The organism is Bordetella petrii (assembly GCF_000067205.1).
In the GTDB taxonomy this organism is placed as follows: Bacteria; Pseudomonadota; Gammaproteobacteria; order Burkholderiales; family Burkholderiaceae_B; genus Bordetella_A; species Bordetella_A petrii.
Genome location: NC_010170.1, coordinates 419053 through 440301 on the forward strand (window position 1 = coordinate 419053; position 21249 = coordinate 440301).

Here is a 21249-nt window from a genome sequence, read left to right on the forward strand (position 1 = left end):
GCGCGCGACGGGCCGGGCTGCCCGGGGCTCGCCCGCGAGATTACACCTCCATGGTCATTTCATGCCACGACATTCCACCGTGATCCGACGCGGAAGGCCGGACATAGCGATAGCCCAGGCGCCGGTACAGCTCGATGTGGCGCTGTTTGCACATCAGGTGGATGGAGGTCTTGCCCATGCCGCGCATGCGTTGCACGAACTCGCGCATCAGCAGGGTGGAATACCCTTTGCCCTGGAACGCCGGGTCCAGCACTACCGACATGATTACGACATTCGGCGCGCTGGCATCGTGGCCAACGAGTTCCTTGAAGGCTTCGTCCGACATGACGACTTCGCGCGCGCAGCCGCTGTTGATGAAACCCGCCACCTGTCCGTCTAGTTCCATGACCAGGAACCCTTCGGGGTATTGGGCGATCCGCAGGGCGATTTTCTCGCGCGTTGCCGCCTCGTCGCCTTCGTAGGCCGAGATTTCGATCTGGTAGCAGCGGTCGGTGTCGGAGGGGATGGCTTGCCTGAAGCGGGGCGTGGTTGAAGGCATGTGTTTACTTCGGTACGGAAAGGTCGGGCGTTTCGTGCGCCATCCGCGCCCAGGCGTCGTATCCCCCCTGCAGCGCCCAGATGCCGGAATACCCTGCCGCACGCAGGCGGGCTGCCAGGCGCGCGGCCGAGATCTCGTTGGGGCAGGCGCAATAGACCACGATTTCGCCCGCTTGCCCGGCCAGCGGCAGGTCGGTCAGCGGCGCGGCCAGGTCGACGGCGATCGCGCCGGGAATGCGCGGCAGCGTGGCGTCGATGCCGGGCCGCACATCCAGCACGATGGGCGCGCGCCCCGCTGCCTGCCAGCGCAGCAGTTCTTCGGGATGCAGGCGCGGAATGCGGCGCAGGCGGCGCACCAGTACCCAGCGCCGCAGCCCGCGCGTCAGCACATAGACCAGCAGCACGAATGCGAGCAACGCCAGGCCGAGCGGGCCGTAGGTGTTCAGCAGGGCCAGCACGTCGCCCACGACGTCGCGGAACAGCGCGCCCAACAGCAGCGCTGAACTGACCCAGATCAGCGAACCGGCCAGGTCGTAAGCCAGGAAGCGGCGGTACGGCGTGCCGGTAAGGCCGGCCATGGCGGTGGACAGCGCGCCCGCGCCCGGCATGAACTTGCACACCAGCAGCGAGCGCACGCCCACACGCAGATACAGTTTCTGCGTCTGGCGGATGCAGGAGTCCTGCGACAGCGAAACCTTGCACACGAGCTCCAGCAGCCGCCCGCCGTAGCGGCGGCCGGCCACGTACCAGGCGGTGTCGGCCAGCACACAGGCCAGCGCCGCCACCAGGCAGACGAGCAGCCAGCCGCCCGTGCCGCCGGCCAGTGCGCCCGCGGCGATCAGCATCGGGTAGGCGGGTACGGGCAGTCCGGCTTGCTCGACCAGCACATTCAGGAAAACGAGCCACCCGCCATAGAGCGCCAGCAGGGTCTGGATGTCATGCATCGGAAAGGGCGTGTGCGTGAGAAACCCGCATTCTAGGCCCGCCCCGGCCGCGCGCCCGACCGCGCGCCGCCGGACCTGGCCCGTGCGGCCGCCGGGAGAGACCGAATTGTATTTTGTTTGTTTTTAAAACCACGGGATAACCCGCATAACTAATGGTGGGATTTGCATGGTTATATATGCATTCTGTATTTTTTGTGTATTTTTAACCATGAAGATAGCCCTACTTGGCTGCGGCGAGGTCGGCCATTGCTACGCGCAGGCCTGGCTGGCAGCGGGTTTTAGCGTGCCGGCCATTTGTGAATTGCGCCAGGATCCCGACATGCAGGCGCGGGCGCGCGCCCACGGCGCGGCGTTGCACGCGGCGCCGGGCCCCTGGCTGGCCGAGGCCGACCTGGTGGTGTCCGCGGTATACGGGCATGCGGCCCTGGCCGTGGCGGAGCAGGCCATTCCCCATATGTGGGGCGATGCGCTGTACGCCGATTTCACCACCGCCGGCGCGGCCGACATGCGGGCCGCGGCGGCAGTGGCAAGCCGCCATGGCGTGCCATTCGCGGATGTGGCCATCATGGGCGCCATTGCCTTGCTGGGCGCGCGCACGCCGCTGCTGTGCGCCGGCACCGCCGCGCCGGCCATCGTCGAGTTCGCGCAGGGCTGCGGCATTCCGGCCCAGGCCATCGCCGGGCAGGCAGGCGACGCGGTGCAGCTCAAGCTGCTGCGCAGCATCCTTACCAAGGGCATGGAAAGCCTGGCGGTGGAATGCCTGGTGGCGGCCGAACAGCTGGGCCTGCGCGAGGCGTTGTACGGCGTGCTGGGCGACATGGACCGCACACCGCTGACGACGTTCCTGGACTCGTTCGTGTGTTCGCATGTGCTGCATGCGCCGCGTCGCCTGGCCGAAGTACGCGAGGCGCGTGAGCAACTGGCGCTGGCGGGCCTGCAGCCACTAGTGCTCGATGGGGTCGAGCGCCTGTTCGCGCGCACGACGCAAGGCATCGAGGCAGAGCGCGCCGCACACGGCGGGGCGCCGCTCGATGTGCCCGACACCGTGCAGGCGCGGCTGGCGTGGCTGACGCCGCTGGCCAGGCAAGACTAGATTCCTGCCGCGACGTTGCGGCACCTTATTCTTATATGCGAGGCAGACAATGCAAGTGTTGAAGAAAATAATGGCGGCCGCCATGCTGGCGTCGTGCGCGGCAGCCGCCGGGGCGTCCGGCCTGGGCGCGGCGCCCATCACCTTCATTTCGCCGTTCCCGCCCGGCGGCGGCACCGATACGCTGACGCGCATGATGGCCACCGCCATCGGCCAGGACACGGGCTGGAATATCGTGGTCGAGAACAAGCCCGGGGCCGGCGGCAACCTGGCGCTGGACGCTACTGCGCGGGCCAAGCCCGACGGCCGCACGCTGGTCATGGCGCAGACCGACAACATTGTGCTCAACCCCTGGCTGTACAAGAAGTTGAGCTATGACACGTTCAAGGATTTCAAGCCAGTGGGGCTGGTGGCGTCTTCGCCCAGCGTGTTCGTGGTGCTGCCGGATTCGCCCTTCAAGACAGTGGACGACGTCGTGCAGGCGGCAAAGTCCAAGCCCGGGCAGGTGTCGCTGGGCATTCCCGGCATCGGCGGCAGCGGCGATCTCATCGGCCACCTGTGGCGCAAGGCCGCCGGCATGGAGTTGATGCACGTGCCGTATCGCGGCTGGTCGCAGGCGTTTCCAGACCTGATGAGCGGGCGCATCGATATTTACACCGGCTCGGTGGCCTCGCTGTTGCCGCAGATCCGCAGCGGCAAGGTGCGCGCTCTGGCGGTGGTGGCCGACGCGCGCGCGCCGGCCTTGCCCGATGTGCCTACGTTTGTGGAAAGCGGCTTCAAGACGATCAACCAGACCATCTGGTGGGGCTTGATGGCGCCCGGGCAGACGCCGGATGACGTCGTCGCCACGTTGAACGCCGCCGTGAACCACGCCCTGGGCCGGCCCGAACTGGCGCAGAAGCTGCAGCAGGCCGGCTACAGCGTCATGAAGGGATCGCCGCAAGACCTGAACAGGCGCCACCGCATCGATCACGACGTATTCGGCAAGGTCGTGCAGGAAGCCGGCATTCCCCGGCAGTAACCCAATTTCTTATCGCTCAGGAGCACTGTCATGATCGGCTTCGCGATTCACTCCCGCCAGCGCGCGGTAAGCGCAGAACTGGTCGAACAATTTCGCCGCATTCCGGTGGCCAATGTCAGCGACTGCATGTCGCGCATGGCGGCCGGGGGCGCCCGGCTGCGGCCCATGCACGATGGCACGCTGATGGCCGGCCCCGCGTTGACGGTGCGGTGCCGGCCGGGCGACAACCTGCTGGTGCACAAGGCGCTGGACCTGGCCGCGCCTGGAGACGTGATCGTGGTGGACGCGGGCGGCGATCTCACCAATGCCATCATCGGCGAGATCATGACCTCGTACGCTGCCACGCGTGGCATCGCAGGCATTGTCATCAACGGCGCCATACGCGATTCCGGCGCCATCAGGCGCAACGCGTTCCCGGTGTATGCCGCCGGGGTCACGCACCGCGGCCCTTACAAAGACGGGCCGGGCGAAATCAATCGCACCGTGGCGCTGGACGGCATGACCATCGAGCCCGGCGACCTGATCCTGGGCGATGAAGACGGCTTGCTGTGCGTGCCCTACGACCAGGCCCAGGAACTGTACCAGCAGGCCGCGGCCAAGCACGCGGCCGAGGAGCAGACCCTGGCGCAGATTGCCGCGGGCAAGCTGGATACGTCGTGGGTGGATGCCCGCCTGCGCGCACAGGGTTGCGACCCGGCCGCCGCCTGAAGAGTCAGGCGCGGGTTTCGGGCGCCGGCTTGCGCTGGTCGCGGAACAGCCGGCGCGTGGCCGACAGATGGAAACGCATGGCGGTCTCGGCGAAGTCGGGATCGCGCGCGCGCAGGGCGGCGATGATCTGCCGATGCTGTTCGACGCTGCGCAACATGTCGTCGCGGCTGTAGAAATAGAACGAGCCGATGATGATGGGCATGTCGAGCAGGTTTTCCACCAGCGACCGCACCCGCGCCGACTGCGCCGCCGCCAGCAGGGCATGGTGGAAGCGGTTGTTGTAGTGCTGCACTTGCGCGACATGGTCGGGGTCGCCCGATTGCACCGCGCGCAGCATGTGTTCGTTGATTTGTTCGAGTTCGTCGATCTGGTCGGCGCTGGCGCGGCTGGCGGCGGCGCGCGCGGCGTAGGGTTCGAGCAGCAGGCGCAGGTCGAAGGCTTCGTTGATGTCGCGGTCGAGCCAACCCATGGCCACCGCGCCGCGCCGCCCCTCGCGCGCCACCAGGCCGTCTTCGACCAGGCGCTCGATGGCGCTGCGCACGGGCGTGCGGCTGACGGCCAGCTCGCTGGCGATGTGTTCTTCGCGCAGCCGTTCGCCGGGCAAAAAGGCGCCCGACATCAGGCGCCGGCGCAGTTCCGCGTATACCAGGTCACGCGCGCTAGCCATGAGTGCAAAATCCCGCGTCAGGTTCATTATCGATGCGGCGATTATGACGTGAGCGGGCCGTCTGCTCAATGGCCGCGTAGCGGGCAGGCGCTAAGTGGGCCACGCCGTCAGGGCCTGCCTGAGCGGGCCGCCCGAAAGTCGCCGCCGGGATTGCTGCTCAGGCTATCAAGCGGCGTAACGACATATTCATCTTCGTGTCTCCTTGCGAGCTGGTTCGAGCCCGGCGGAAGGCGCGGGCGTCGTCTGCACTCGAAAAAATCTTGCAGCAACCCGAAACCGAACCCCGGTTGTAGGGGGACGCGTCAGGGTCTAAGCTGAAGTCTGGCTATCGACAGGCGGCGCCTTCGGAGCCTTGCCTGCAGCATTGCCCCGCGCGCCGCAAGGAGAGCAGCGTGCGGCATGTGGCAGATTTGTCAGGGCGAGTGGCGGTGGTTACGGGGGCCAATTCGGGTATCGGGCGCGGCGTCGCGCTGGAGCTGGCGGCGGCGGGCGCCCGGGTAGTGGTGAACCATCGCCCGGAAGAAGATTCCAGGCGGCGCGCGGCCGAAGTGGTGGACGCCATCGCGCAGGCCGGCGGAGCCGCGGTTGCCGCGGCTGCCGACATCAGCCGCGAAGACGACGTGGAGCAGCTGTTTCGCGTCGCCCGGGACCACTTTCAGGGCGTGGATATCCTGGTCAACAACGCCGGCATCGAACAGCCGGCCGCCATCCAGGACATGACGCTGGCGCAGTGGCAGCGGGTCATCGACGTGAACCTGACCGGGCAATTCCTGTGTTCGCGGGCCGCGGTGCGCGCGTTTCTCGGCCGCCAGCCCAAGCCGCCGCCGGACGCGGCGGCGGGCAAAATCATCTTCATCAGTTCGGTGCATGAGGTTATTCCCTGGGCATTCCAGGCCAATTACGCCGCGTCGAAAGGCGGCGTGTCGTTGTTGATGCAGTCATTGGCTCAAGAGCTGGCGCCGATGAAGATCCGCGTCAATTCGGTGGCGCCCGGGGCGATACGCACACCCATCAATGCGCCGGCCTGGAACACCCCGGAAAGCCTGGCGGCGCTGCTCAAGCTGATTCCGTATGGGCGCATCGGCGAACCCGAAGACGTGGCGCGCGCCGTGGCCTGGCTGGCCAGCGACGATTCTGACTACGTCACGGGCTCGACCTTGTTCGTCGACGGCGGAATGACGCTGTATCCGGCATTCCGCGGCGCGGGCTGATCGCGATGTCCAAGCCCATTGAAGACTACGGCTTGATCGGCAATATGCTGTCGGCCGCGCTGGTGGCGCGCGACGGCTCGATCGACTGGCTGTGCCTGCCGCACTTCGATTCTCCCGCGTGTTTCGCCGCCCTGCTGGGCGACGAGAGCCATGGCCGCTGGCTGCTGGCGCCAGGGCAGCCGGGTGCGCAGACCACGCGCCGCTACCTGCCCGACACCGCGGTGCTGGAAACGCGCCACACTACCGCTACGGGCGCGGTGCGCGTGTACGACTTCATGCCGCTGAGCGACAGCGACGAGCGCGCCGACGTGGTGCGCATCGTGCGTGGCGAATCGGGCAGCGTCGAGATGCAGATGGAGCTGACGCTGCGCTTCAATTATGGGCAGGCGGTGCCCTGGGTGCGGCGCCGCGATTACGGGTTGAGCGCCATCGCCGGGCCGGACGCGGTCGAACTGCATACGGCCGTGCCGCTGGAAGGGCGCGATATGAAAAGCGTTGCCTGTTTCACGGTGCAAGAAGGCCAGACCGTGCCTTTTACGCTGTCATACCACCGTTCGCACCGCACGCCGCATTTCGTGCCCGACCGCATGGAAAGCATGGACCGCACCATTGCGTGGTGGCAGGAATGGGCCAAGCGCTGCCGCTGGGAAAACGGCTCGGCCATGCGGCGCGATGCCGTGGTGCGGTCGCTGATTACGCTGAAGCTGCTGACGTTCCAGCCCACCGGCGGCATCGTGGCCGCGCCCACGACCTCGTTGCCGGAACAACTGGGCGGCAGCCGCAACTGGGACTACCGGCATTGCTGGCTGCGCGATTCGGCGCTGACGCTGTACGCGCTGTTGAACGCCGGCTACCGCGAAGAGGCCGAGGCCTGGCGGCAGTGGCTGCTGCGCGCGGCGGCCGGCCACCCCAGCCAGATTCAGATCATGTACGGCATCGCCGGAGAACGTTGGCTGCCCGAGCACGAGATCGGCTGGCTGCCGGGGTACGAGGGCAGCGCGCCGGTGCGTATTGGCAACGGGGCGGCAGGGCAAATGCAGCTGGATGTGTACGGCGAGCTGGTCGAGACGCTGCACGCCGGCCGCATGGCGGACCTGGCGCCGCTGGCGGAAGCCTGGCGCATGCAGAAAGTGCTGCTCAAGCCGTTGGAGCAGCTATGGAACCAGCCCGACCATGGCATTTGGGAAATGCGCGGCGCGCGCCGGGCCTTTACGCATTCCAGGCTGATGTGCTGGGTGGCGTTGGACCGCACCATCAAGTCGTGCGAGCGCTTCGGACTGGAGGGGCCGGTGGAGTGCTGGCGCAAACTGAGCGAAACCATCCGCCGCGACATCTGCACGCATGGCTATGACGCCCACCGCAACACGTTCGTGCAGTATTACGGCGGCACGGCGCTGGACGCCAGCCTGCTGCTGATTCCGCAGGTGGGCTTTCTGCCGCCCGGCGACGCGCGCGTGGCGGGCACGATAGCAGCCATCGAGCGGGACTTGCTGCGCGACGGCCTGCTGCTGCGCTACAGCACCGAGCATAGCGACGACGGTTTGCCGGGCGACGAAGGAGTATTCCTGGCCTGCAGTTTCTGGTTGGCCGATGCCTACATCATGCAGGGCCGGATCGACGACGCCGAGCGCTTGTTCGAGCACCTGCTGGCGCTGCGCAACGACCTGGGACTGCTGGCAGAAGAATACGACGTGGTGCGCAAGCGGCTGGTGGGTAATTTTCCGCAAGGGTTCTCGCACATCGGGCTGGTGAACACGGCCTACAACCTGAGCGCGGCGGGCGGCCCGGCGAACCAGCGTTCGTCGAGCGACGCGCCGCGCGAATGAGCCCGGCAAGCAGGCGTTATTGCGGCTGAATCTGCGCGGCGTCGACGATGTCGCGCCACTTCTTGCCTTCGGTTTCGGTAAAGCGCGCGAAGGTCTGCGGATCGGAGCCCACCGGCTTGGCGCCCAGGCTGGCGTACTGGCGCACCAGATCCGGTTGCTGGAGCGCGCGGGCTGCATGCTGCGACAGCTTGGCCACGATCTCGGGCGGCGTGCCGGCCGGCGCCCACAGGCCATACCAGGTGCTGATGTCGAAGCCCGGGTAGCCCGCTTCGACCATGGTGGGCACATCGGGCAGTTCGTCGACGCGCCGCGTGGTGGTGACCGCCACGGCGCGCAGCTTGCCCGACTTGATGAACGGCATGGCCGAGGGCATGGAATCGAACATCAGCTGGATCTGCCCGCCCACCAGGTCGGTCAGGGCCGGCGCGCTGCCCTTGTAGGGCACGTGCTGCATGGCCAGGCCGCTGCGCACCTTGAACGATTCGCCGGCCAGTTGCTGAGCCGACGCCGTCCCCGCCGAGCCGAAGTTCAGCGGGCGCGTCTTGCCCAGCTTCACCAGGTCTTGCACGGTATGCACGCTGGAGCTTTCGGGCACCACCAGCACCAGCGGCACGTCGGCCAGCTGGGTGATGGGTGCGAAGTCTTTGAATGCGTCGTAGCGCATCGACTTGTACAGGTATGGGTTGATGACGTGCAGTGAGGCATTGGCCAGGAAGGTGTAGCCGTCGGGGTCGGCGCGTGCGACCAGATCGGCGCCGATCATGCCACTGGCTCCGGGCTTGTTCTCGACCACCACGTTCTGCCCGATGGTCTTGGACATTTCGGCGGCCACCAGGCGCGACACGGTGTCGGTGGGGCCGCCGGGAGGGTAGGGCACGACCATGGTGATCGCGCGGGTGGGGAAGTCGCCCGCGGCGGTGGCGGCCAGCGGCGCGGCGGCCAAGCAGGCCACGGCGAAGGCGGCCGCGGGGCGGCGCAAGAGGTACGGCAAGGCAAGCATGGGGATGTCTCCTATTCTATTTTGAGCGCCACCTTGCCGATGACGCGCCGGGTTTCCAGCGCGGCCAGGGCGGCGGCGAGATCGGCGGCCGGATACACCGCCGTGACAGCAGGCCGGATCCGCCCGTCGCGGGTCCAGTCCAGCAAGGTGCGCATGGCGCGTTGCAACGCTGGCGCGTGCGCGATGCGTTCGTCGGCCGGGGTCCAGCCCAGGTAGCGGCCGTAGAAAAAGCCATGCAAGGCGATGTTCTTGACCAGCAGCAGGTTCAGCGGCACGGCGGGAACCTGGCCGCTGGCGAAGCCGATGGACAGCATGCGGGCGTTGGCGGCGGCCGCGCGCACGCTGCGCTCGAACGCCGCGCCGCCCACGGCGTCGAAGACGATGTCGGCGCCCAGTCCGCCGGTGCGCGACTTGACCTGCGCAGCCAGGTCGTCGTCGGCCGCCAGCGCGTGGGCGGCGCCGGCATCGAGCGCGGCCTGGCGCTTGGCGGCCGTACTGGCGCAGGCGATCACGGTGGCGCCCAGCAGGGCGGCGATTTCCACCGCGGCCAACCCCACCCCCGAGCCCGCGCCCAGCACCAGCACCGTGTCGCCGGGCTGTAGCGCGGCGCGCCACAGCAGCGCGGTGTAGGCCGTGCCGTAAGAAATAGGCACGGGCAGCGCCGCCAGCGGCTCCACGCCGTCCGGCAACGGATATACGGTGTATTCGGGCAGGGTCAGGCGCTGGGCGTAGCAACCCCAGCGCGATACGGCGACCACGCGGTCTCCGACTGCCAACCGCGTGACCGCCGAACCGCGGGCGAGCACGCGGCCGACGGCCTCGGTGCCCGGCACGAACGGCAAGGGAGGCCGGCTCTGGTAGCTGCCTTCGATCAGCAGGCGGGTGGCGTGGCTGACGCTGGCATGGTCGATGCCGATGGTGACTTCGTGCGGACCGGGTGCGGGAGCATCGTCGATGTCGCGCAGCGTCACATCCTGCACGGGCCCGTGGCGTTCGCAGAGCAGGGCGCGCATCATGCCGGCTGCTCGGCCTGGCGCACGACGCCGGCGCGCAGCAGTGCGTCGATATCGGCTGCCGGCACGCCCCAGTCGGCCAGCACCTGGGTGGAGTGTTCGCCAATGCCCGGAGCCGCGGTCAGCGGACGGGGGTGCGCCACGCCGGGGAGGCGCGAATAGGGCAGCGGGGCGCCGCCCGCTTGCGCCAGCGGTTCCAGCAGGCCTACATGGCGCGCCTGCGGGTGTGCGGCCAGGTCATCGTAGTTGCGCACGCGCGCATGCAGCACGTCTTCGCGCGCCAGCCGTTCGGTCCAGTAATCGGTGGGGTGTTGCCGCAGTTGGGCGGCCAGTTCGGCGTGCAGCGCATCGCGCCGCGCCATGCGGCTGGCGTTGTCGGCATACGCGGGGTCTGCCAGCCATTGCGGGCGGTCGAGGGCGCGGCACAGCCGCGCGAACTGGTCGTTGTTCAGGGCCAGCACCGACAGGCGCCCGTCGGCGGTGTCGAACACGCCGTTGGGGGCGCTGACCGGCCCGGCCACGCGCTCGCCGGCCATGCCGTGGGCCACGATGTCGTTGACCTGTAGCGCCGCGCAGGCCTGGAACAGGCTCAGTTCGACGTGGCTGCCGCCGCCGCCGCGCGCCTGGCGGTACAGCGCGGCGCTGACGGCCTGGGCGGCGTACAGCGCGGTGGCGATGTCGGCCATCAGCAGGCCGATGCGGCGTGGCTCGCCGTCGGGCGACTGGTTGGCAGCCATCAGGCCGCTGTCGGCCTGCATGACGGAATCCGACGCGGGCGCGTTGGCATACGGGCCGGTGGGGCCGTAGCCGCTGATCGACACATACACCAGTCCGGGGCGCTCGGCAGCCAGTTCGGCGTAGTCGACGCCAATGCGCGCGGCCACGCCGGGCCGGAAGTTCTGGATCACGACGTCGGCCCGGCGGGCCAGCTGCCCCAGCAACGCCTTGCCGCGCGGCGCGCGGGCATCCAGGCACAGGCCGCGCTTGCCGGCGTTGTAGGCGATCGAAAGGGCGCTATGCGCGCCCCGCACCACGCCCACGTGCCGTCCCCAGTCGCCATCGGGCGGTTCGACCTTGACCACGTCGGCGCCTTGCTGCCACAGGATCTGTGCGCAATAGGGGCCCGCGATGCCCTGGCTGATGTCCAGAACGCGCAGGCCGGCGAAAGGCAGTGACGGGATGGCGGACGGAGATGCGGACATGGGCTGCAACAGAAAGGTGGGTGTATCCACCGATGGTAGGCAGCCGCGCCCGGTTCGACAATGTATGGACTTGTGCCTTGAATGGTGAACAATGTTTGACAATCTTCCCGACCTGAACCTGGTCCGGCTGTTCGTGGCCATGGTCGAATCGCGCAACCTCAGCGCGGCCGCGCAGCGCTGCGGCATGACACGATCGAACATGTCGCACCGGCTCAAGCGCCTGGAGCTGGCGCTGGGGGCGCAGCTGTTGCGTCGCACCACCAGGCATGTCGAGCTGACCCAGGCGGGCCGCCTGCTGTACCAGCATGGCGTGCGGCTGCTCGATGAAATGCGCGCGGCCCAATCGAACATCGACAGCCTGGGCGGCACGGTGCGAGGCGACGTGCGCGTGCGCCTGCCCACCGGACTTGGGCATCTGTACCTGGCGCCGGTGTTGCTGGAATTCACGCGCCGCTATCCCGACATTGCGCTGCGCGTGCACATCAATGACAACATCGGCGACCTGGTATCGGCCGAGGTCGACCTGGCCTTGAAGATCACTTCGGCGCCGCCGGAAGACCACGTTGCGCGGCGCTTGTGCGCGATCCAGTGGAGCCTGTGCGCGGCGCCCGAATTCCTGCTGGACGGGCGGCCCGTGCAGACGCTCGAGCAACTGGGGCGCTGCTCGATGATCGCGCCGCAGTCGCTGGGCCGCCGCTTCGACCTGCGGCTCAAGCACGCCCATGGCGACCCGCTGATCCTGCGCGTGGCGCCGCGCTTGCAGTCGGGCGACTATCCTTTTCTGCGCGAGGCGGTGCTGGCCGGGCTGGGCGTGGCGTTATTGCCGCGCTATGCGGTGTGGACCCAGCTGCGCGACGGGCAGTTGCGCGAAGTGCTGCCCGAGTTCGAGCCCGAGGGCGTGGGCAACGCCATTTATTTGTTGACCGCGCCCAACCGCTTTCCGTCGATGGCTACCCGCGCCCTGGCGGGCTTTGTGCAAGAGCACATCGAGCGGCGCCACCGCGACTGGCTGCGGCCGGCCCCGTCGGCATGAGCCGCGGGCACGGCCGGCCTACCGCTGCGGCGTATAGCGCAGTTCATCGAGCCTATAGCCTTGTGCGCGCGCGGCCTGTCGGGCCTGCTCGAGCAGGCTGGCCGGCAGTTGCGGCGTGCGGGACAGAATCCACAGGGTCTTGCGATCGGGGCTGCCCACCACGGCCCAGCGATACTCGCTATCCAGGCCGATGATCCAGTAATCCGGCGTGGGTTGCAGGAATTCGGCGCGGTATTGCGCGCCAGCCGCCTGTTCGCGTGGCACCGCCAGCCCCGACATGGCGGCAACGTCGCCGTGTTTGGTGCGGCAGCGGTTGTCGATGTGCAGCGCGCTTTGTGGGGCCACGGTGTATTCCACCGTGACGTCGCCCACGCAGCGCCGCTGCAGCGGCGTGGGCAGGCGGGCGATTTCGTACCATTTGCCGGCGTAGCGTTGGGGATCGATGGCGACGGCCTTGGGCGGCGGCGCGGCATGCGCCAGGCCCGCCAGGCCGAGCGCGGCCAGCAGGGTGCAGACGAAATGGCGTGGCATGGGCGGCCTCCTGGGCGGCCCGTCGCGGGCGCCGCGCGGCGGGCGGAAACCTCAACGATACGCCATTGCGCCGCCCGCGTGTCGCGGGGGACGCGCGGGCGGGTCATGCGGATGGCTTTACCTGGAGCCGGGCGCTTTCAAGGCGGCCTGGTAGCGCGCCACGTAGGTGTCGAAATCGACGTCGTCGGATTGTTCCAGGCGGGCTTGCTCGGCGTGCGACTGGCGCGCCGCCTCGGCGTAGCCGGCAGCCACGTCGGCCGGCAGGGGTTGGGCGCGCAACGCATCGGCGTGCCGGCGGCTGAGCTGCAGCGAGTACTCGTGGAACGGGACGCCCTGGTCGCGCAGTTCGGCCAGCAGGCGCGCCGACGGGGTATCGTCGGCGTGGCCCAGCTTGGCATGCTGGGCCTGCAGCGCGCGGGCGTAGGCGTCGCCGCCCAGGGCCTGGTCGTACAGCGCCGCGTACGGCGCGATGTGATCGAGCAGTTCGCGGCCCCAGTCGGGCAGGCTGATGGCCACTCCGTCGCGGTCGAGCATCAGGCCCGGCTTGCGGCCCTCTTTGACCACTACCGAGAAGTTGTCGGCGCTGCGCTGGCAGTAGCCGTTTTGTGGGAAATACGGGCTGTCGGACACGGCACAGAACAGCAGGAAGGCATCTACGAAGCGCGCGGTGTCGGCCGCGATGCCGACCGGTTGCTGCGGGTCGATGTCGAGGCAGCGCACTTCGACGTATTGCACGCCGCGCTCGGCCAGCGCCGTGACCGGGCGTTCGCAGCGGCCGGTGGCGCGCTTGGGGCGGATGCTGGAGTAGTACTCGTTTTCGATCTGCAGCACGTTGGTGTTGAGCTGGATCCATTGGCCGTCGCGGTGGGTGCCGATGGCCTGGTATTCGGGCCAGGGCTGCGTGACCGCGCCATACAGGCGGGCCAGGAAGGTGTCCAGATCGTTGTAGCAAAGCTTGAGCTGCGCCTGCGCCTTGTTGTTCTGGTAGCCCAGGTCGCTCATGCGCAGGCTGGTGGCGTGCGGCAGGTACAGGGTGTCGGCGTCGAGCGCCTGCAAGGGATGCGGCCGGTCGCCCATGAAGCTGCGCGACAGGGCCGGCGCGGCGCCGAACAGGTACATCAGCAGCCAGGAGTAGCGCGTGAAATTGCGGATCAGGCCGATGTAGCCGCGCGACCGCCGCGTTTGCGGATCGGCGGCGCCGGGGTCGAGGATTTCCCACAGCGCGTCGGGCAGCGAGAAGTTGTAATGCACGCCGGCGATGCACTGCATGGCCTTGCCGTAGCGCTCGGCCAGCCCGCGCCGGTACACGTGCTTGAGCATGCCGGTATTCGAGCGGCCATACCAGGCGATGGGAATGTCGGCCTCGGGCGGTAGCGTGGCCGGCATGGATTGATTCCAGATGTATTCGCCGTCGAGCACGCTGTAGACGAAGCGATGGGTGTTTTCGAGTTCGGCCAGCAGGGGCTCGACCCGCCCGTGGGTGCCGGTGATGAGTTCGAGCAGCGCTTCGGAGTAATCGGTGGTGACGTGTTCGTTGGTGAGCGCCGAACCCAGGCCGGAAGGGTGCGGGGTGACCGCGAGTTTGCCCTGGGCGTCTACCCGCAGGCCCTCTTTTTCGATGCCGCGCAGGGACTGCGCGAGCAGGTCGGCATGAGCCTTCAGGCGGGACAGGCGGCTGGCAGCAGTATCGGTCACGGTCATATCGATATTCGGTGATTGAGCGCGGATTTTACGAGGTGTGGGGGTTTCTTGCCGAGGGAGCCTGCACCGCCGCCAGGGACAATTGATCAGGCGCAGGCCCACGCCGGGATCGGCGACAATCGGGGGCGTGACCTGATGCCTACCGGAGACCGCAACATCATGATTTCCAAGCTGTTTCGCCTGTTGTCCGCACGGCTGCCCCATGTGCTGGGCGCGGCTCTGCTGCTGGCGGCCTGCACCCCCAGTTACAACTGGCGCGAAATCGAGGTGGCCGATGGCCATGCGCGCGCCGCGTTTCCGGACCGCGTGCATACCCAGGCGCGCGATATTTCCCTGGGCGGCCACACCCTGCGGTTCACGCTGGCCATGTCCGAGGTGGACGGCGCGATGTTTGCCGTGGGCCATGCGCCGCTGCCGCCTGCGCTGGCGGCTGATCCGGCCGGGCGCGACGCGCTGGGCCGCGCCCTGATGCAGTCGTTGTATGCCAACCTGGGCGTGCAGCCCGCGCAAGTGCTGCCCGCCTATGGCGACGAAATCGAGGTGCATGGCCAGGCGGGGCACAAGCCCGGCTGGCTGCTGGCCAGGGTGTGGGTAACTGACACCATGCTGATCGACGCGGTGGCCGCCGGCACGCCGGACAGCCTGCCCAAGGAGCGTGCGCAGGAATTCGTCCGCGCGGTGAAGCTCAACCGTTGAGGGCAGGCAGCAGGCCCTGGCTGAGCGCGATGGCCACCGCGGCGCGGCGGTTGTAGACCCCCAGCTTGCTGCAGGCGTTGCCGATATGGAAATTGACCGTGCGTTCGCTGACACCCAGAATGACGGCGATTTCCCAGCTGGTCTTGCCCATTGCCGACCAGTGCAGGCACTCGTGTTCGCGGTTGGAAAGGGGTTTTGCTGGCATGGGGAATAGAAAGCCGGGCCGGCTTTGAAAGTAGGGGCGGCTGGAGCGGCTGATTTTCCATGCGCGCAGGATTTCCGTCAGCGCATTGCTGCGCCCGGCGGCCAGATATCGGACTGGTCTGAAGCGATTGCCCCGCCGCGACCGGGGGCCGTTACGGCGCGGCCTGGGCGAACACGCCCCGTAGGGTCTGCGTGATGGCTTGTTTGCCGTGGCGGCGTCGTTCCAGCATGCCGACCCGCCGCATGATGGCTGGGCCGGGCAGCGGCTTGACCGCCAACTGCTTGCTGGCGCGCCAATTGGCGTTGGCCAGCAGCGGCACCACTGCCACGCCGTAGTCCTGGCGCACCAGTTCGGCGATAGCCTCGATGGAGTTCAGTTCCAGGATGGTGTTGGGCGCCGCGCCGTGACGCGACAGGGCCTCGGTGATCAGGTGTCCGGTCCAGAGCGAACGGTCGAATTGCAGGAAGGGTTCGGTGGCCAGCAGTGAGGCCACCGATTTGTGGCGCAGCCGCGCGGCCGCGATCAGCACCAAGGGCTCTTGGTACAGCGGCGCCCACACCAGCGCGGGCTCGACGCCGTGCGGCGGCTCGGTGACCACCGCCGCGTCCAGTTCGCCGGCGGCCACGCGCGCGGCGAAGTCGGCCGACTGCCCCGCCAGCAGCGTGATGTGCAGGTCGGGGTAGTCGTGCTTGACGCGCGCCAGCACTGTGCCGAAGGTGCCCATCAACGACGACACCAGGGTGCCGATGCGCAGGCTGCCGCGCAGTGTGTCGCCGCTTTGCGCCTGCAGTTGCTCGTAGCGCGCCACCAGTTCTTCCAGTTCGGCCAGCATGCGGCGGCCCTGCGGGGTGGGCACCGCGGCCTGCGCGCGGCGCTCGAACAGCTGTGTATGCAGCTCGCTTTCCAGGTTCTTGATCTGCAGGCTGACGGCGGCCTGGGTCAGTCCGACGTGGCGGCCGGCCGCCACGAAGCTGCCCAGCCGGGCAGCGGCCAGCGCAGTGCGGAATTGGCGGATCGACGACATGGCGCATATATAAGAAAAACTTGGCCTGCTGAAAATAATTAATAGTTTTACTTTTGTCAAAGCGCGCGGCACCATGAAGAGCATTGCGTAGGGGGCTGAACAGGCATGCCACGACAAGATCCGACTTCCGGCGTTTTGCAGGTCAGTGTGTGGCGCGGCGGCGCCGACGGCGGCTTTCAGGTGTTCGAGGTGCCGCGCCGCGATAACCAGACCGTGCTGGACGTGGCCACGCACATTCAGCGGCACCTGGATTCCACCCTGTCGTACCGCTATGCGTGCCGCGTGGGCATGTGCGGGTCGTGCGCCATGACGGTCAATGGGGTGGCGCGCTGGACCTGCCGAACTCATGTCTCGCGCGTGGCGCGCAATGGCCGCATCGAGCTGGCGCCCTTGTCCAACCTGCCTATCGTCAAAGACCTGGTCACCGACATGGCGCCGTTCTTCGACAAATGGCAGCGCGCGCAAGGCCGCTACACCGGGCCTGCCGGCCGCCATGATCCGGTGGCGCGCGTCGACCCGTCTTCGCCGCGGCGGCGCGCGGCCGATGCGGGCATCGAGTGCATTGGCTGCGGGGTTTGTTATGCCTCGTGCGATGTGGTGAGCTGGAAGCCGCAGTTTCTCGGGCCAGCCGCCCTGAATCGAGCCTGGACCCTGGTGAACGACGAGCGCGACACAGGCGGCGCGCGGCGCCTGGCCGCTGTGGCGGGCGATGCGGGCTGCCACAGTTGCCATACCCAGGGCTCCTGTACGGTGCGATGCCCCAAGGGCATCGCGCCCACCGCCGCGATAGCCGGGCTGAAGCGCATGGCCGCCCGGGCCGCGTTGCGCGGCGAGCTGCCAGAGGCCGACGAGGCCGAAGGCCCGGCCGCCCATGCCGACGGCCTGACCGGAGTTGCGCCATGAGCGCGGCGGGCGCCGCGCGGCGCTGGTACTGGCAACGCGTCAGCGCCATGGCCATGGCGCTGTTCGTGCTGGCCCACCTGGTAATCATCACGCTGGCGGTGCGCGGCGGACTCAGCGCGGCCGAGATCCTGGGCCGCACGCGCGGCAGCCTGGCATGGATGACGTTCTATGGCATTTTCGTGGCGCTGGTGGCGCTGCATGCCGCCATCGGGCTGCGCAATGTGCTGGATGAATGGGCGCCCGCGCGCAAAGCCGCTGGCCCGCTGGCAATGGCGGCCGGCGTGCTGCTGCTGGCGCTGGGCTGGCGTGCCGTGGCCGCCGTGACGTTCGGAGGTTGATATGCGCCGCAATGATCGTCGCGCCCGTACCCATGCGAGCTGGCTGGCGTTCGCGGCGCACCGGATTTCGGGCCTGTTGCTGCTGGCGTTCCTGCCGGTGCATTTCTGGACGCTGGGGCTGGCCTTGCAGGGCGAGGCCGCGCTGGACGGCGCGCTGCGCTGGTACGAGGCGCCTGTCTTCAAGTTTGGCGAATGGGCCCTGGTGCTGTGCCTCGCGGTGCACCTGGCCGGTGGGCTGCGCCTGTTGTGGATCGAGTTCGCGCCATGGGGCGGCTTGCGGCGGGGCTGGATCGCCGCCGGCACGGCCGCGTCGCTGGCGGTGTCTTTGCTGTTCGTTGCCAACATGTTGGGTTGAACCATGTCCGAGATCGACTACGCGCAAGTGGAAGACGCCGCGCGCGAACTTTACATACGGGCGCTCAAGCGGCTGCCCGATGACATCAAACAGGGCTTCGAGCGCCTGCGCGGCGCCGAATCGTCCGACCGGGCGCGCTCCATCCTGGACACCATGACCACCAACATCGCGGTGGCCGAGGCGCACGACAACCTGCTGTGCCAGGACACGGGCATTCCCATTTACAACGTGCTGGTGGGCCGCCGCGTGGCGCTGGACGGCTGGCGCCTGAAGCAGGCTATCCGCGCCGGCTGCGAGCGCGCCACGCGCGAGCATCCGCTGCGCTCGAGCGTGGTGCATCCCATCAGCCGCAAGAACGCGCACACCTCGTGCGGGCCGGGCGTGCCGGTCATACATGTCGATTTCTGCGAGGACGACGAGCGCTTCGAGATCGAGATGATTCCCAAGGGCAGCGGGTCCGAGAACAATTCGTTTCTGCGCATGGCGATTCCTGCCGAAGGGCTGGATGCCGTCAAGACCTTCGTGATCGACTGCGTGATGCAGGCCGGCGGCAAGACCTGTCCCCCCACTATCGTGGGCGTGGGGGTGGGGGGCACGTCGGACCTGTGCGTGCATCTGGCCAAGCAGGCCGCCACGCGTCCGCTCGGCTCGCGCTGCGACGATCCGCTGGGTGCGCAGCTCGAACAGGAACTGTCGGCGGCGGTCAACCAGTTGGGCGTGGGGCCGCAGGGGCTGGGCGGCGACGCCACCGCCTTCGCGGTGCACGTGGAACTTGCCGCCACCCACATCACCATGAACCCGGTCGCCGTGAACATGCAATGCCATTCGGCGCGCCGGGCGCGGGCCACGCTCACGCCGAACGGCGTGCAGTACGGATTCTGAGCACACCAGGAATCGCAACCATGACTCACCATAACCTGGACATGCCGATTACCGAGACGCAGGCGCGCGCGCTGCGCGTGGGCGACACCGTAACCTTGCAGCACACGTTGTTCGGCATCCGCGATGCCAGCTATATCGCCCTGTTCGACCAGGGACGCGCCACCCGCTTTGACATGAACGGCCACGCCGTCATCCATACCGCGCCGAACGTGCGCAAGGTGGCGGTGTCGGCGCGCAATCCCGCCGGTTATGAGTCGGTGTGCATCGGCACCACGACCTCGGCGCGCATGGAGCGTTTCACGGGCCAGTTGATGCGGCAGTGCGGCGTGCGCCTGATTGTTGGCAAGGGCGGCATGCAGCAGGGGTCGCGCCAGGCATTCATGGAGCAGGGCGGCGCCTACCTGGCCATTGTGGGCGGCACGGCGGCGCTGGAGACCACCTGGATCGAAAGCATCGAGGATGTCGACCTGGACGACCTGAACCCAGAATCGCTGTGGAAATTCCGCATTCGCGATTTCGGGCCGTTGCTGGTGGCAATGGACAGCCATGGGGGCTCGCTGTACGACCAGGTGGCCGAGGATGTCGCCGCGCGGCGCCAGGCGGTCCTGGCCAGCCTGGGAGTGGCGCGATGAGCACGAACGACCTGCAGCAGCGCCAGACCGACGTGCTGATCCTGGGCTCGGGCGGCGCCGGGCTGTTCGCGGCCCTGCATGCGCACGATGCGGCGCCGGGCCTGGACATCACGGTGGCGGTGAAGGGGTTGCTGGGCAAGTGCGGTTGCACGCGCATGGTGCAGGGCGGCTACAACGTGGCCCTGGCCGAAGGCGATTCGCCCGAGCGGCATTTCATGGACACCATCGAGGGCGGCAAGTGGCTGCCCGACCAGGAGCTGGCCTGGACGCTGGTGAACACGGCGGTGGAGCGCGTGCACGAGCTGGAAAACGAGCTGGGCTGCTTTTTCGACCGCAATGCCGACGGCACACTGCACCAGAAAGCCTTCGCCGGCCAGACCTTCGACCGCACGGTGCACAAGGGCGACCTGACCGGCATCGAGATCATCAACCGGCTGGCCGAGCAGGTGTGGGCGCGCCGCATCCACCGCATGGAAGAACATCGCGCGGTGGCGCTGGTGCCGGCGCGCGACGGCCGGCGCATCGCGGGCGTGCTGATGATAGACATCCGCACCGGCGGATTCGTGCTGGTGCGCGCCAAGGCCGTGCTGCTTGCCACTGGCGGCGGCCCGACCATGTACCGCTTTCATACGCCGTCGGGCGACAAAAGCTGCGACGGCCTGTCGATGGCGCTGCACGCCGGCCTGGGCCTGCGCGACATGGAAATGGTGCAGTTTCATCCCACCGGCCTGCTGGCGGGCGCCGACACCCGCATGACCGGCACGGTGCTGGAAGAGGGGCTGCGCGGCGCGGGCGGATACCTGCTCAATGGCGCCGGCGAACGTTTCATGCAGGCGGTGGATCCGCGCGGCGAGCGCGCTACCCGCGACATCGTGTCGCGCGGCATTTATGCCGAAATGCGCGCCGGCCGCACGTCGCCCAACGGCGGCGTGTACATCGAAATGGCGCACCTGGGGCCGGACAAGGTGCGCCGCCAGTTCAAGGGCATGGTAGAGCGCTGCGCCGATTGCGGGTTCGACCTGGCGGGGGGCAGGGTCGAGGTGGTGCCCACGGCGCACTACATGATGGGGGGCGTGGTGTTCCAGCCCGATTGCCGCACGGCACTGGAAGGGCTGTATGCCGCGGGTGAAGATACGGGCGGCGTGCATGGCGCCAACCGGTTGGGCGGCAATGGCGTGGCCAATTCCACGGTGTTCGGCGGCATTGCCGGCGACGCCATGGCGCGCTGGACGCCCGGGCAGGATTGGGCCGAACCCGATCCCGCGGCGTTGCAGGCGGCGCTGGCTCGCGCGCAGGCGCCGCTGGCGCGGCGCGGGGGCGACCTGAACGCGTTGCGCGAGCGGTTGTCCAGCGTGATGTGGGACGACGCCGGCATTGTGCGCGACGCGGCCGGCCTGAACCGCGCGCTGGCCGCCCTGCGCGAGCTGCGCGGCGAGCTTGACCGGATCGGCGTCACTGAGGCCACGCGGGCCTACAACATGGCCTGGCACGACTGGCTGAACCTGGACAGCCTGGTGCATGTCAGCGAAGCCATCGTGCGCGCCGCGCTGGCCCGCGAAGACTCGCGCGGCGCGCACTTCCGCGCCGATTTCCCGGAAGTGCGCGACCTGGAGCATTCCTGGTTTTCCGTGGTGGCGCAACAGGACGGCGTCATGCAGGTGAGCCGGCGGCCCGTGGAATTCACGCGCGTGCAGCCGGGGCAGACTTTGCTGCAGCAGGCAGCGGCTTGA

23 protein-coding genes are annotated in these 21249 nt (G+C 68.2%); 13 read left to right on the forward strand and 10 right to left on the reverse strand.

The features are described from left to right. Positions 1 to 40: 40 nt before the first annotated feature. Complete coding sequence (locus BPET_RS01910; protein ID WP_012247405.1) at positions 41 to 538, reverse strand: GNAT family N-acetyltransferase; 498 nt, start codon at positions 536 to 538, stop codon at positions 41 to 43. Between the two features lie 4 nt (positions 539 to 542). After that, complete coding sequence (locus BPET_RS01915; protein ID WP_012247406.1) at positions 543 to 1481, reverse strand: VTT domain-containing protein; 939 nt, start codon at positions 1479 to 1481, stop codon at positions 543 to 545. 208 nt (positions 1482 to 1689) lie between these two features. On the opposite strand from BPET_RS01915, the gene BPET_RS01920 reads away from it, so the two are divergent. The 3 genes from BPET_RS01920 to BPET_RS01930 are packed head-to-tail and all read left to right on the forward strand — an operon-like array spanning position 1690 to position 4300. Further along, entirely contained in the window at positions 1690 to 2574 is an 885-nt protein-coding gene (locus tag BPET_RS01920) for an NAD(P)-dependent oxidoreductase (RefSeq protein WP_041862636.1), read from the forward strand. A gap of 49 nt (positions 2575 to 2623) precedes the next feature. Next, complete coding sequence (locus BPET_RS01925; RefSeq protein WP_012247408.1) at positions 2624 to 3592, forward strand: Bug family tripartite tricarboxylate transporter substrate binding protein; 969 nt, start codon at positions 2624 to 2626, stop codon at positions 3590 to 3592. Positions 3593 to 3622: 30 nt separating this feature from the next. Next, positions 3623 to 4300, forward strand: a complete 678-nt coding sequence (locus BPET_RS01930; protein ID WP_012247409.1) for an RraA family protein — start codon at positions 3623 to 3625, stop codon at positions 4298 to 4300. A gap of 4 nt (positions 4301 to 4304) precedes the next feature. Here BPET_RS01930 and BPET_RS01935 read toward each other — a convergent pair whose 3' ends face one another. Then, a complete protein-coding gene (locus tag BPET_RS01935; RefSeq protein WP_012247410.1) occupies positions 4305 to 4967 on the reverse strand; it encodes a GntR family transcriptional regulator in 663 nt (220 codons plus the stop codon). 392 nt (positions 4968 to 5359) lie between these two features. On the opposite strand from BPET_RS01935, the gene BPET_RS01940 reads away from it, so the two are divergent. After that, on the forward strand, positions 5360 to 6178 hold the full coding sequence (locus BPET_RS01940; protein ID WP_012247411.1) for a glucose 1-dehydrogenase: 819 nt from the start codon (positions 5360 to 5362) through the stop codon (positions 6176 to 6178). A gap of 5 nt (positions 6179 to 6183) precedes the next feature. Then, a complete protein-coding gene (locus tag BPET_RS01945) occupies positions 6184 to 8004 on the forward strand; it encodes a glycoside hydrolase family 15 protein (RefSeq protein WP_012247412.1) in 1821 nt (606 codons plus the stop codon). Positions 8005 to 8020: 16 nt separating this feature from the next. Here the strand turns inward: BPET_RS01945 and BPET_RS01950 are convergent, their stop codons facing one another. From BPET_RS01950 to BPET_RS01960, 3 genes are read right to left on the reverse strand one after another with little or no spacing between them, the layout of a single operon-like run. Further along, positions 8021 to 9004, reverse strand: a complete 984-nt coding sequence (locus BPET_RS01950; RefSeq protein WP_012247413.1) for a Bug family tripartite tricarboxylate transporter substrate binding protein — start codon at positions 9002 to 9004, stop codon at positions 8021 to 8023. 11 nt (positions 9005 to 9015) lie between these two features. Then, entirely contained in the window at positions 9016 to 10017 is a 1002-nt protein-coding gene (locus BPET_RS01955; RefSeq protein ID WP_041863398.1) for an NADPH:quinone oxidoreductase family protein, read from the reverse strand. After that, positions 10017 to 11219: a CaiB/BaiF CoA transferase family protein gene (locus BPET_RS01960; protein ID WP_041862638.1), complete on the reverse strand. Its 1203-nt coding sequence runs from the start codon at positions 11217 to 11219 to the stop codon at positions 10017 to 10019. Before BPET_RS01960 ends, BPET_RS01955 begins: the two co-directional genes overlap by 1 nt. Positions 11220 to 11310: 91 nt before the next feature. Between BPET_RS01960 and BPET_RS01965 the strand changes: the two genes are divergently transcribed. Further along, positions 11311 to 12252 carry a LysR family transcriptional regulator gene (locus tag BPET_RS01965; RefSeq protein ID WP_012247415.1) on the forward strand — a complete coding sequence of 314 codons (942 nt, stop codon included), beginning with the start codon at positions 11311 to 11313 and terminating at the stop codon, positions 12250 to 12252. Between the two features lie 18 nt (positions 12253 to 12270). Here the strand turns inward: BPET_RS01965 and BPET_RS01970 are convergent, their stop codons facing one another. Together BPET_RS01970 and gshA are read right to left on the reverse strand one after the other, a co-directional pair. Beyond that, the gene (locus BPET_RS01970; RefSeq protein WP_012247417.1) at positions 12271 to 12783 is read right to left on the reverse strand and encodes a lipocalin family protein; all 513 of its coding nucleotides are present in this window, start codon (positions 12781 to 12783) and stop codon (positions 12271 to 12273) included. 117 nt (positions 12784 to 12900) lie between these two features. Next, complete coding sequence (gshA, locus tag BPET_RS01975) at positions 12901 to 14478, reverse strand: glutamate--cysteine ligase (protein WP_041863399.1); 1578 nt, start codon at positions 14476 to 14478, stop codon at positions 12901 to 12903. A gap of 141 nt (positions 14479 to 14619) precedes the next feature. On the opposite strand from gshA, the gene BPET_RS01980 reads away from it, so the two are divergent. Then, a complete protein-coding gene (locus tag BPET_RS01980) occupies positions 14620 to 15180 on the forward strand; it encodes a hypothetical protein (protein WP_012247419.1) in 561 nt (186 codons plus the stop codon). On the opposite strand, the gene BPET_RS01985 is transcribed toward BPET_RS01980, so the two are convergent. After that, positions 15170 to 15385 carry a helix-turn-helix domain-containing protein gene (locus BPET_RS01985; RefSeq protein WP_012247420.1) on the reverse strand — a complete coding sequence of 72 codons (216 nt, stop codon included), beginning with the start codon at positions 15383 to 15385 and terminating at the stop codon, positions 15170 to 15172. The two genes, BPET_RS01980 and BPET_RS01985, sit on opposite strands and share 11 nt — an antisense overlap. Positions 15386 to 15536: 151 nt before the next feature. Further along, positions 15537 to 16409, reverse strand: coding sequence for a LysR family transcriptional regulator (locus BPET_RS01990; protein ID WP_041862640.1), 873 nt, complete (start codon positions 16407 to 16409; stop codon positions 15537 to 15539). A gap of 105 nt (positions 16410 to 16514) precedes the next feature. On the opposite strand from BPET_RS01990, the gene BPET_RS01995 reads away from it, so the two are divergent. The 6 genes from BPET_RS01995 to BPET_RS02020 are packed head-to-tail and all read left to right on the forward strand — an operon-like array spanning position 16515 to position 21249. Further along, on the forward strand, positions 16515 to 17312 hold the full coding sequence (locus BPET_RS01995; RefSeq protein ID WP_012247422.1) for a succinate dehydrogenase/fumarate reductase iron-sulfur subunit: 798 nt from the start codon (positions 16515 to 16517) through the stop codon (positions 17310 to 17312). Further along, positions 17309 to 17650, forward strand: a complete 342-nt coding sequence (locus tag BPET_RS02000) for a succinate dehydrogenase membrane anchor (protein WP_012247423.1) — start codon at positions 17309 to 17311, stop codon at positions 17648 to 17650. Before BPET_RS01995 ends, BPET_RS02000 begins: the two co-directional genes overlap by 4 nt. A gap of 1 nt (position 17651) precedes the next feature. Next, positions 17652 to 18005 (forward strand): succinate dehydrogenase, encoded by a 354-nt coding sequence (locus BPET_RS02005; protein ID WP_012247424.1) that lies wholly within the window; start codon positions 17652 to 17654, stop codon positions 18003 to 18005. Between the two features lie 3 nt (positions 18006 to 18008). After that, positions 18009 to 18887: a fumarate hydratase gene (locus BPET_RS02010; RefSeq protein ID WP_012247425.1), complete on the forward strand. Its 879-nt coding sequence runs from the start codon at positions 18009 to 18011 to the stop codon at positions 18885 to 18887. 20 nt (positions 18888 to 18907) lie between these two features. Continuing rightward, complete coding sequence (locus tag BPET_RS02015; RefSeq protein WP_012247426.1) at positions 18908 to 19519, forward strand: fumarate hydratase C-terminal domain-containing protein; 612 nt, start codon at positions 18908 to 18910, stop codon at positions 19517 to 19519. Next, the gene (locus tag BPET_RS02020) at positions 19516 to 21249 is read left to right on the forward strand and encodes an L-aspartate oxidase (RefSeq protein WP_012247427.1); all 1734 of its coding nucleotides are present in this window, start codon (positions 19516 to 19518) and stop codon (positions 21247 to 21249) included. The genes BPET_RS02015 and BPET_RS02020 overlap by 4 nt, the downstream gene beginning before the upstream one ends.

Excerpts from the sequence above, each read along its gene's own strand:
- BPET_RS01910 (WP_012247405.1), bottom strand. The coding sequence starts at position 538 with ATGCCTTCAACCACGCCCCGCTTCAGGCAAGCCATCCCCTCCGACACC.
- BPET_RS01915 (WP_012247406.1), bottom strand. The coding sequence starts at position 1,481 with ATGCATGACATCCAGACCCTGCTGGCGCTCTATGGCGGGTGGCTCGTT.
- BPET_RS01920 (WP_041862636.1), top strand. The coding sequence starts at position 1,690 with ATGAAGATAGCCCTACTTGGCTGCGGCGAGGTCGGCCATTGCTACGCG.
- BPET_RS01925 (WP_012247408.1), top strand. The coding sequence starts at position 2,624 with ATGCAAGTGTTGAAGAAAATAATGGCGGCCGCCATGCTGGCGTCGTGC.
- BPET_RS01930 (WP_012247409.1), top strand. The coding sequence starts at position 3,623 with ATGATCGGCTTCGCGATTCACTCCCGCCAGCGCGCGGTAAGCGCAGAA.
- BPET_RS01935 (WP_012247410.1), bottom strand. The coding sequence starts at position 4,967 with ATGGCTAGCGCGCGTGACCTGGTATACGCGGAACTGCGCCGGCGCCTG.
- BPET_RS01945 (WP_012247412.1), top strand. The coding sequence starts at position 6,184 with ATGTCCAAGCCCATTGAAGACTACGGCTTGATCGGCAATATGCTGTCG.
- BPET_RS01950 (WP_012247413.1), bottom strand. The coding sequence starts at position 9,004 with ATGCTTGCCTTGCCGTACCTCTTGCGCCGCCCCGCGGCCGCCTTCGCC.
- BPET_RS01955 (WP_041863398.1), bottom strand. The coding sequence starts at position 10,017 with ATGCGCGCCCTGCTCTGCGAACGCCACGGGCCCGTGCAGGATGTGACG.
- BPET_RS01960 (WP_041862638.1), bottom strand. The coding sequence starts at position 11,219 with ATGTCCGCATCTCCGTCCGCCATCCCGTCACTGCCTTTCGCCGGCCTG.
- BPET_RS01965 (WP_012247415.1), top strand. The coding sequence starts at position 11,311 with ATGTTTGACAATCTTCCCGACCTGAACCTGGTCCGGCTGTTCGTGGCC.
- BPET_RS01970 (WP_012247417.1), bottom strand. The coding sequence starts at position 12,783 with ATGCCACGCCATTTCGTCTGCACCCTGCTGGCCGCGCTCGGCCTGGCG.
- BPET_RS01980 (WP_012247419.1), top strand. The coding sequence starts at position 14,620 with ATGCCTACCGGAGACCGCAACATCATGATTTCCAAGCTGTTTCGCCTG.
- BPET_RS01985 (WP_012247420.1), bottom strand. The coding sequence starts at position 15,385 with ATGCCAGCAAAACCCCTTTCCAACCGCGAACACGAGTGCCTGCACTGG.
- BPET_RS01990 (WP_041862640.1), bottom strand. The coding sequence starts at position 16,409 with ATGTCGTCGATCCGCCAATTCCGCACTGCGCTGGCCGCTGCCCGGCTG.
- BPET_RS01995 (WP_012247422.1), top strand. The coding sequence starts at position 16,515 with ATGCCACGACAAGATCCGACTTCCGGCGTTTTGCAGGTCAGTGTGTGG.
- BPET_RS02000 (WP_012247423.1), top strand. The coding sequence starts at position 17,309 with ATGAGCGCGGCGGGCGCCGCGCGGCGCTGGTACTGGCAACGCGTCAGC.
- BPET_RS02005 (WP_012247424.1), top strand. The coding sequence starts at position 17,652 with ATGCGCCGCAATGATCGTCGCGCCCGTACCCATGCGAGCTGGCTGGCG.
- BPET_RS02010 (WP_012247425.1), top strand. The coding sequence starts at position 18,009 with ATGTCCGAGATCGACTACGCGCAAGTGGAAGACGCCGCGCGCGAACTT.
- BPET_RS02015 (WP_012247426.1), top strand. The coding sequence starts at position 18,908 with ATGACTCACCATAACCTGGACATGCCGATTACCGAGACGCAGGCGCGC.
- BPET_RS02020 (WP_012247427.1), top strand. The coding sequence starts at position 19,516 with ATGAGCACGAACGACCTGCAGCAGCGCCAGACCGACGTGCTGATCCTG.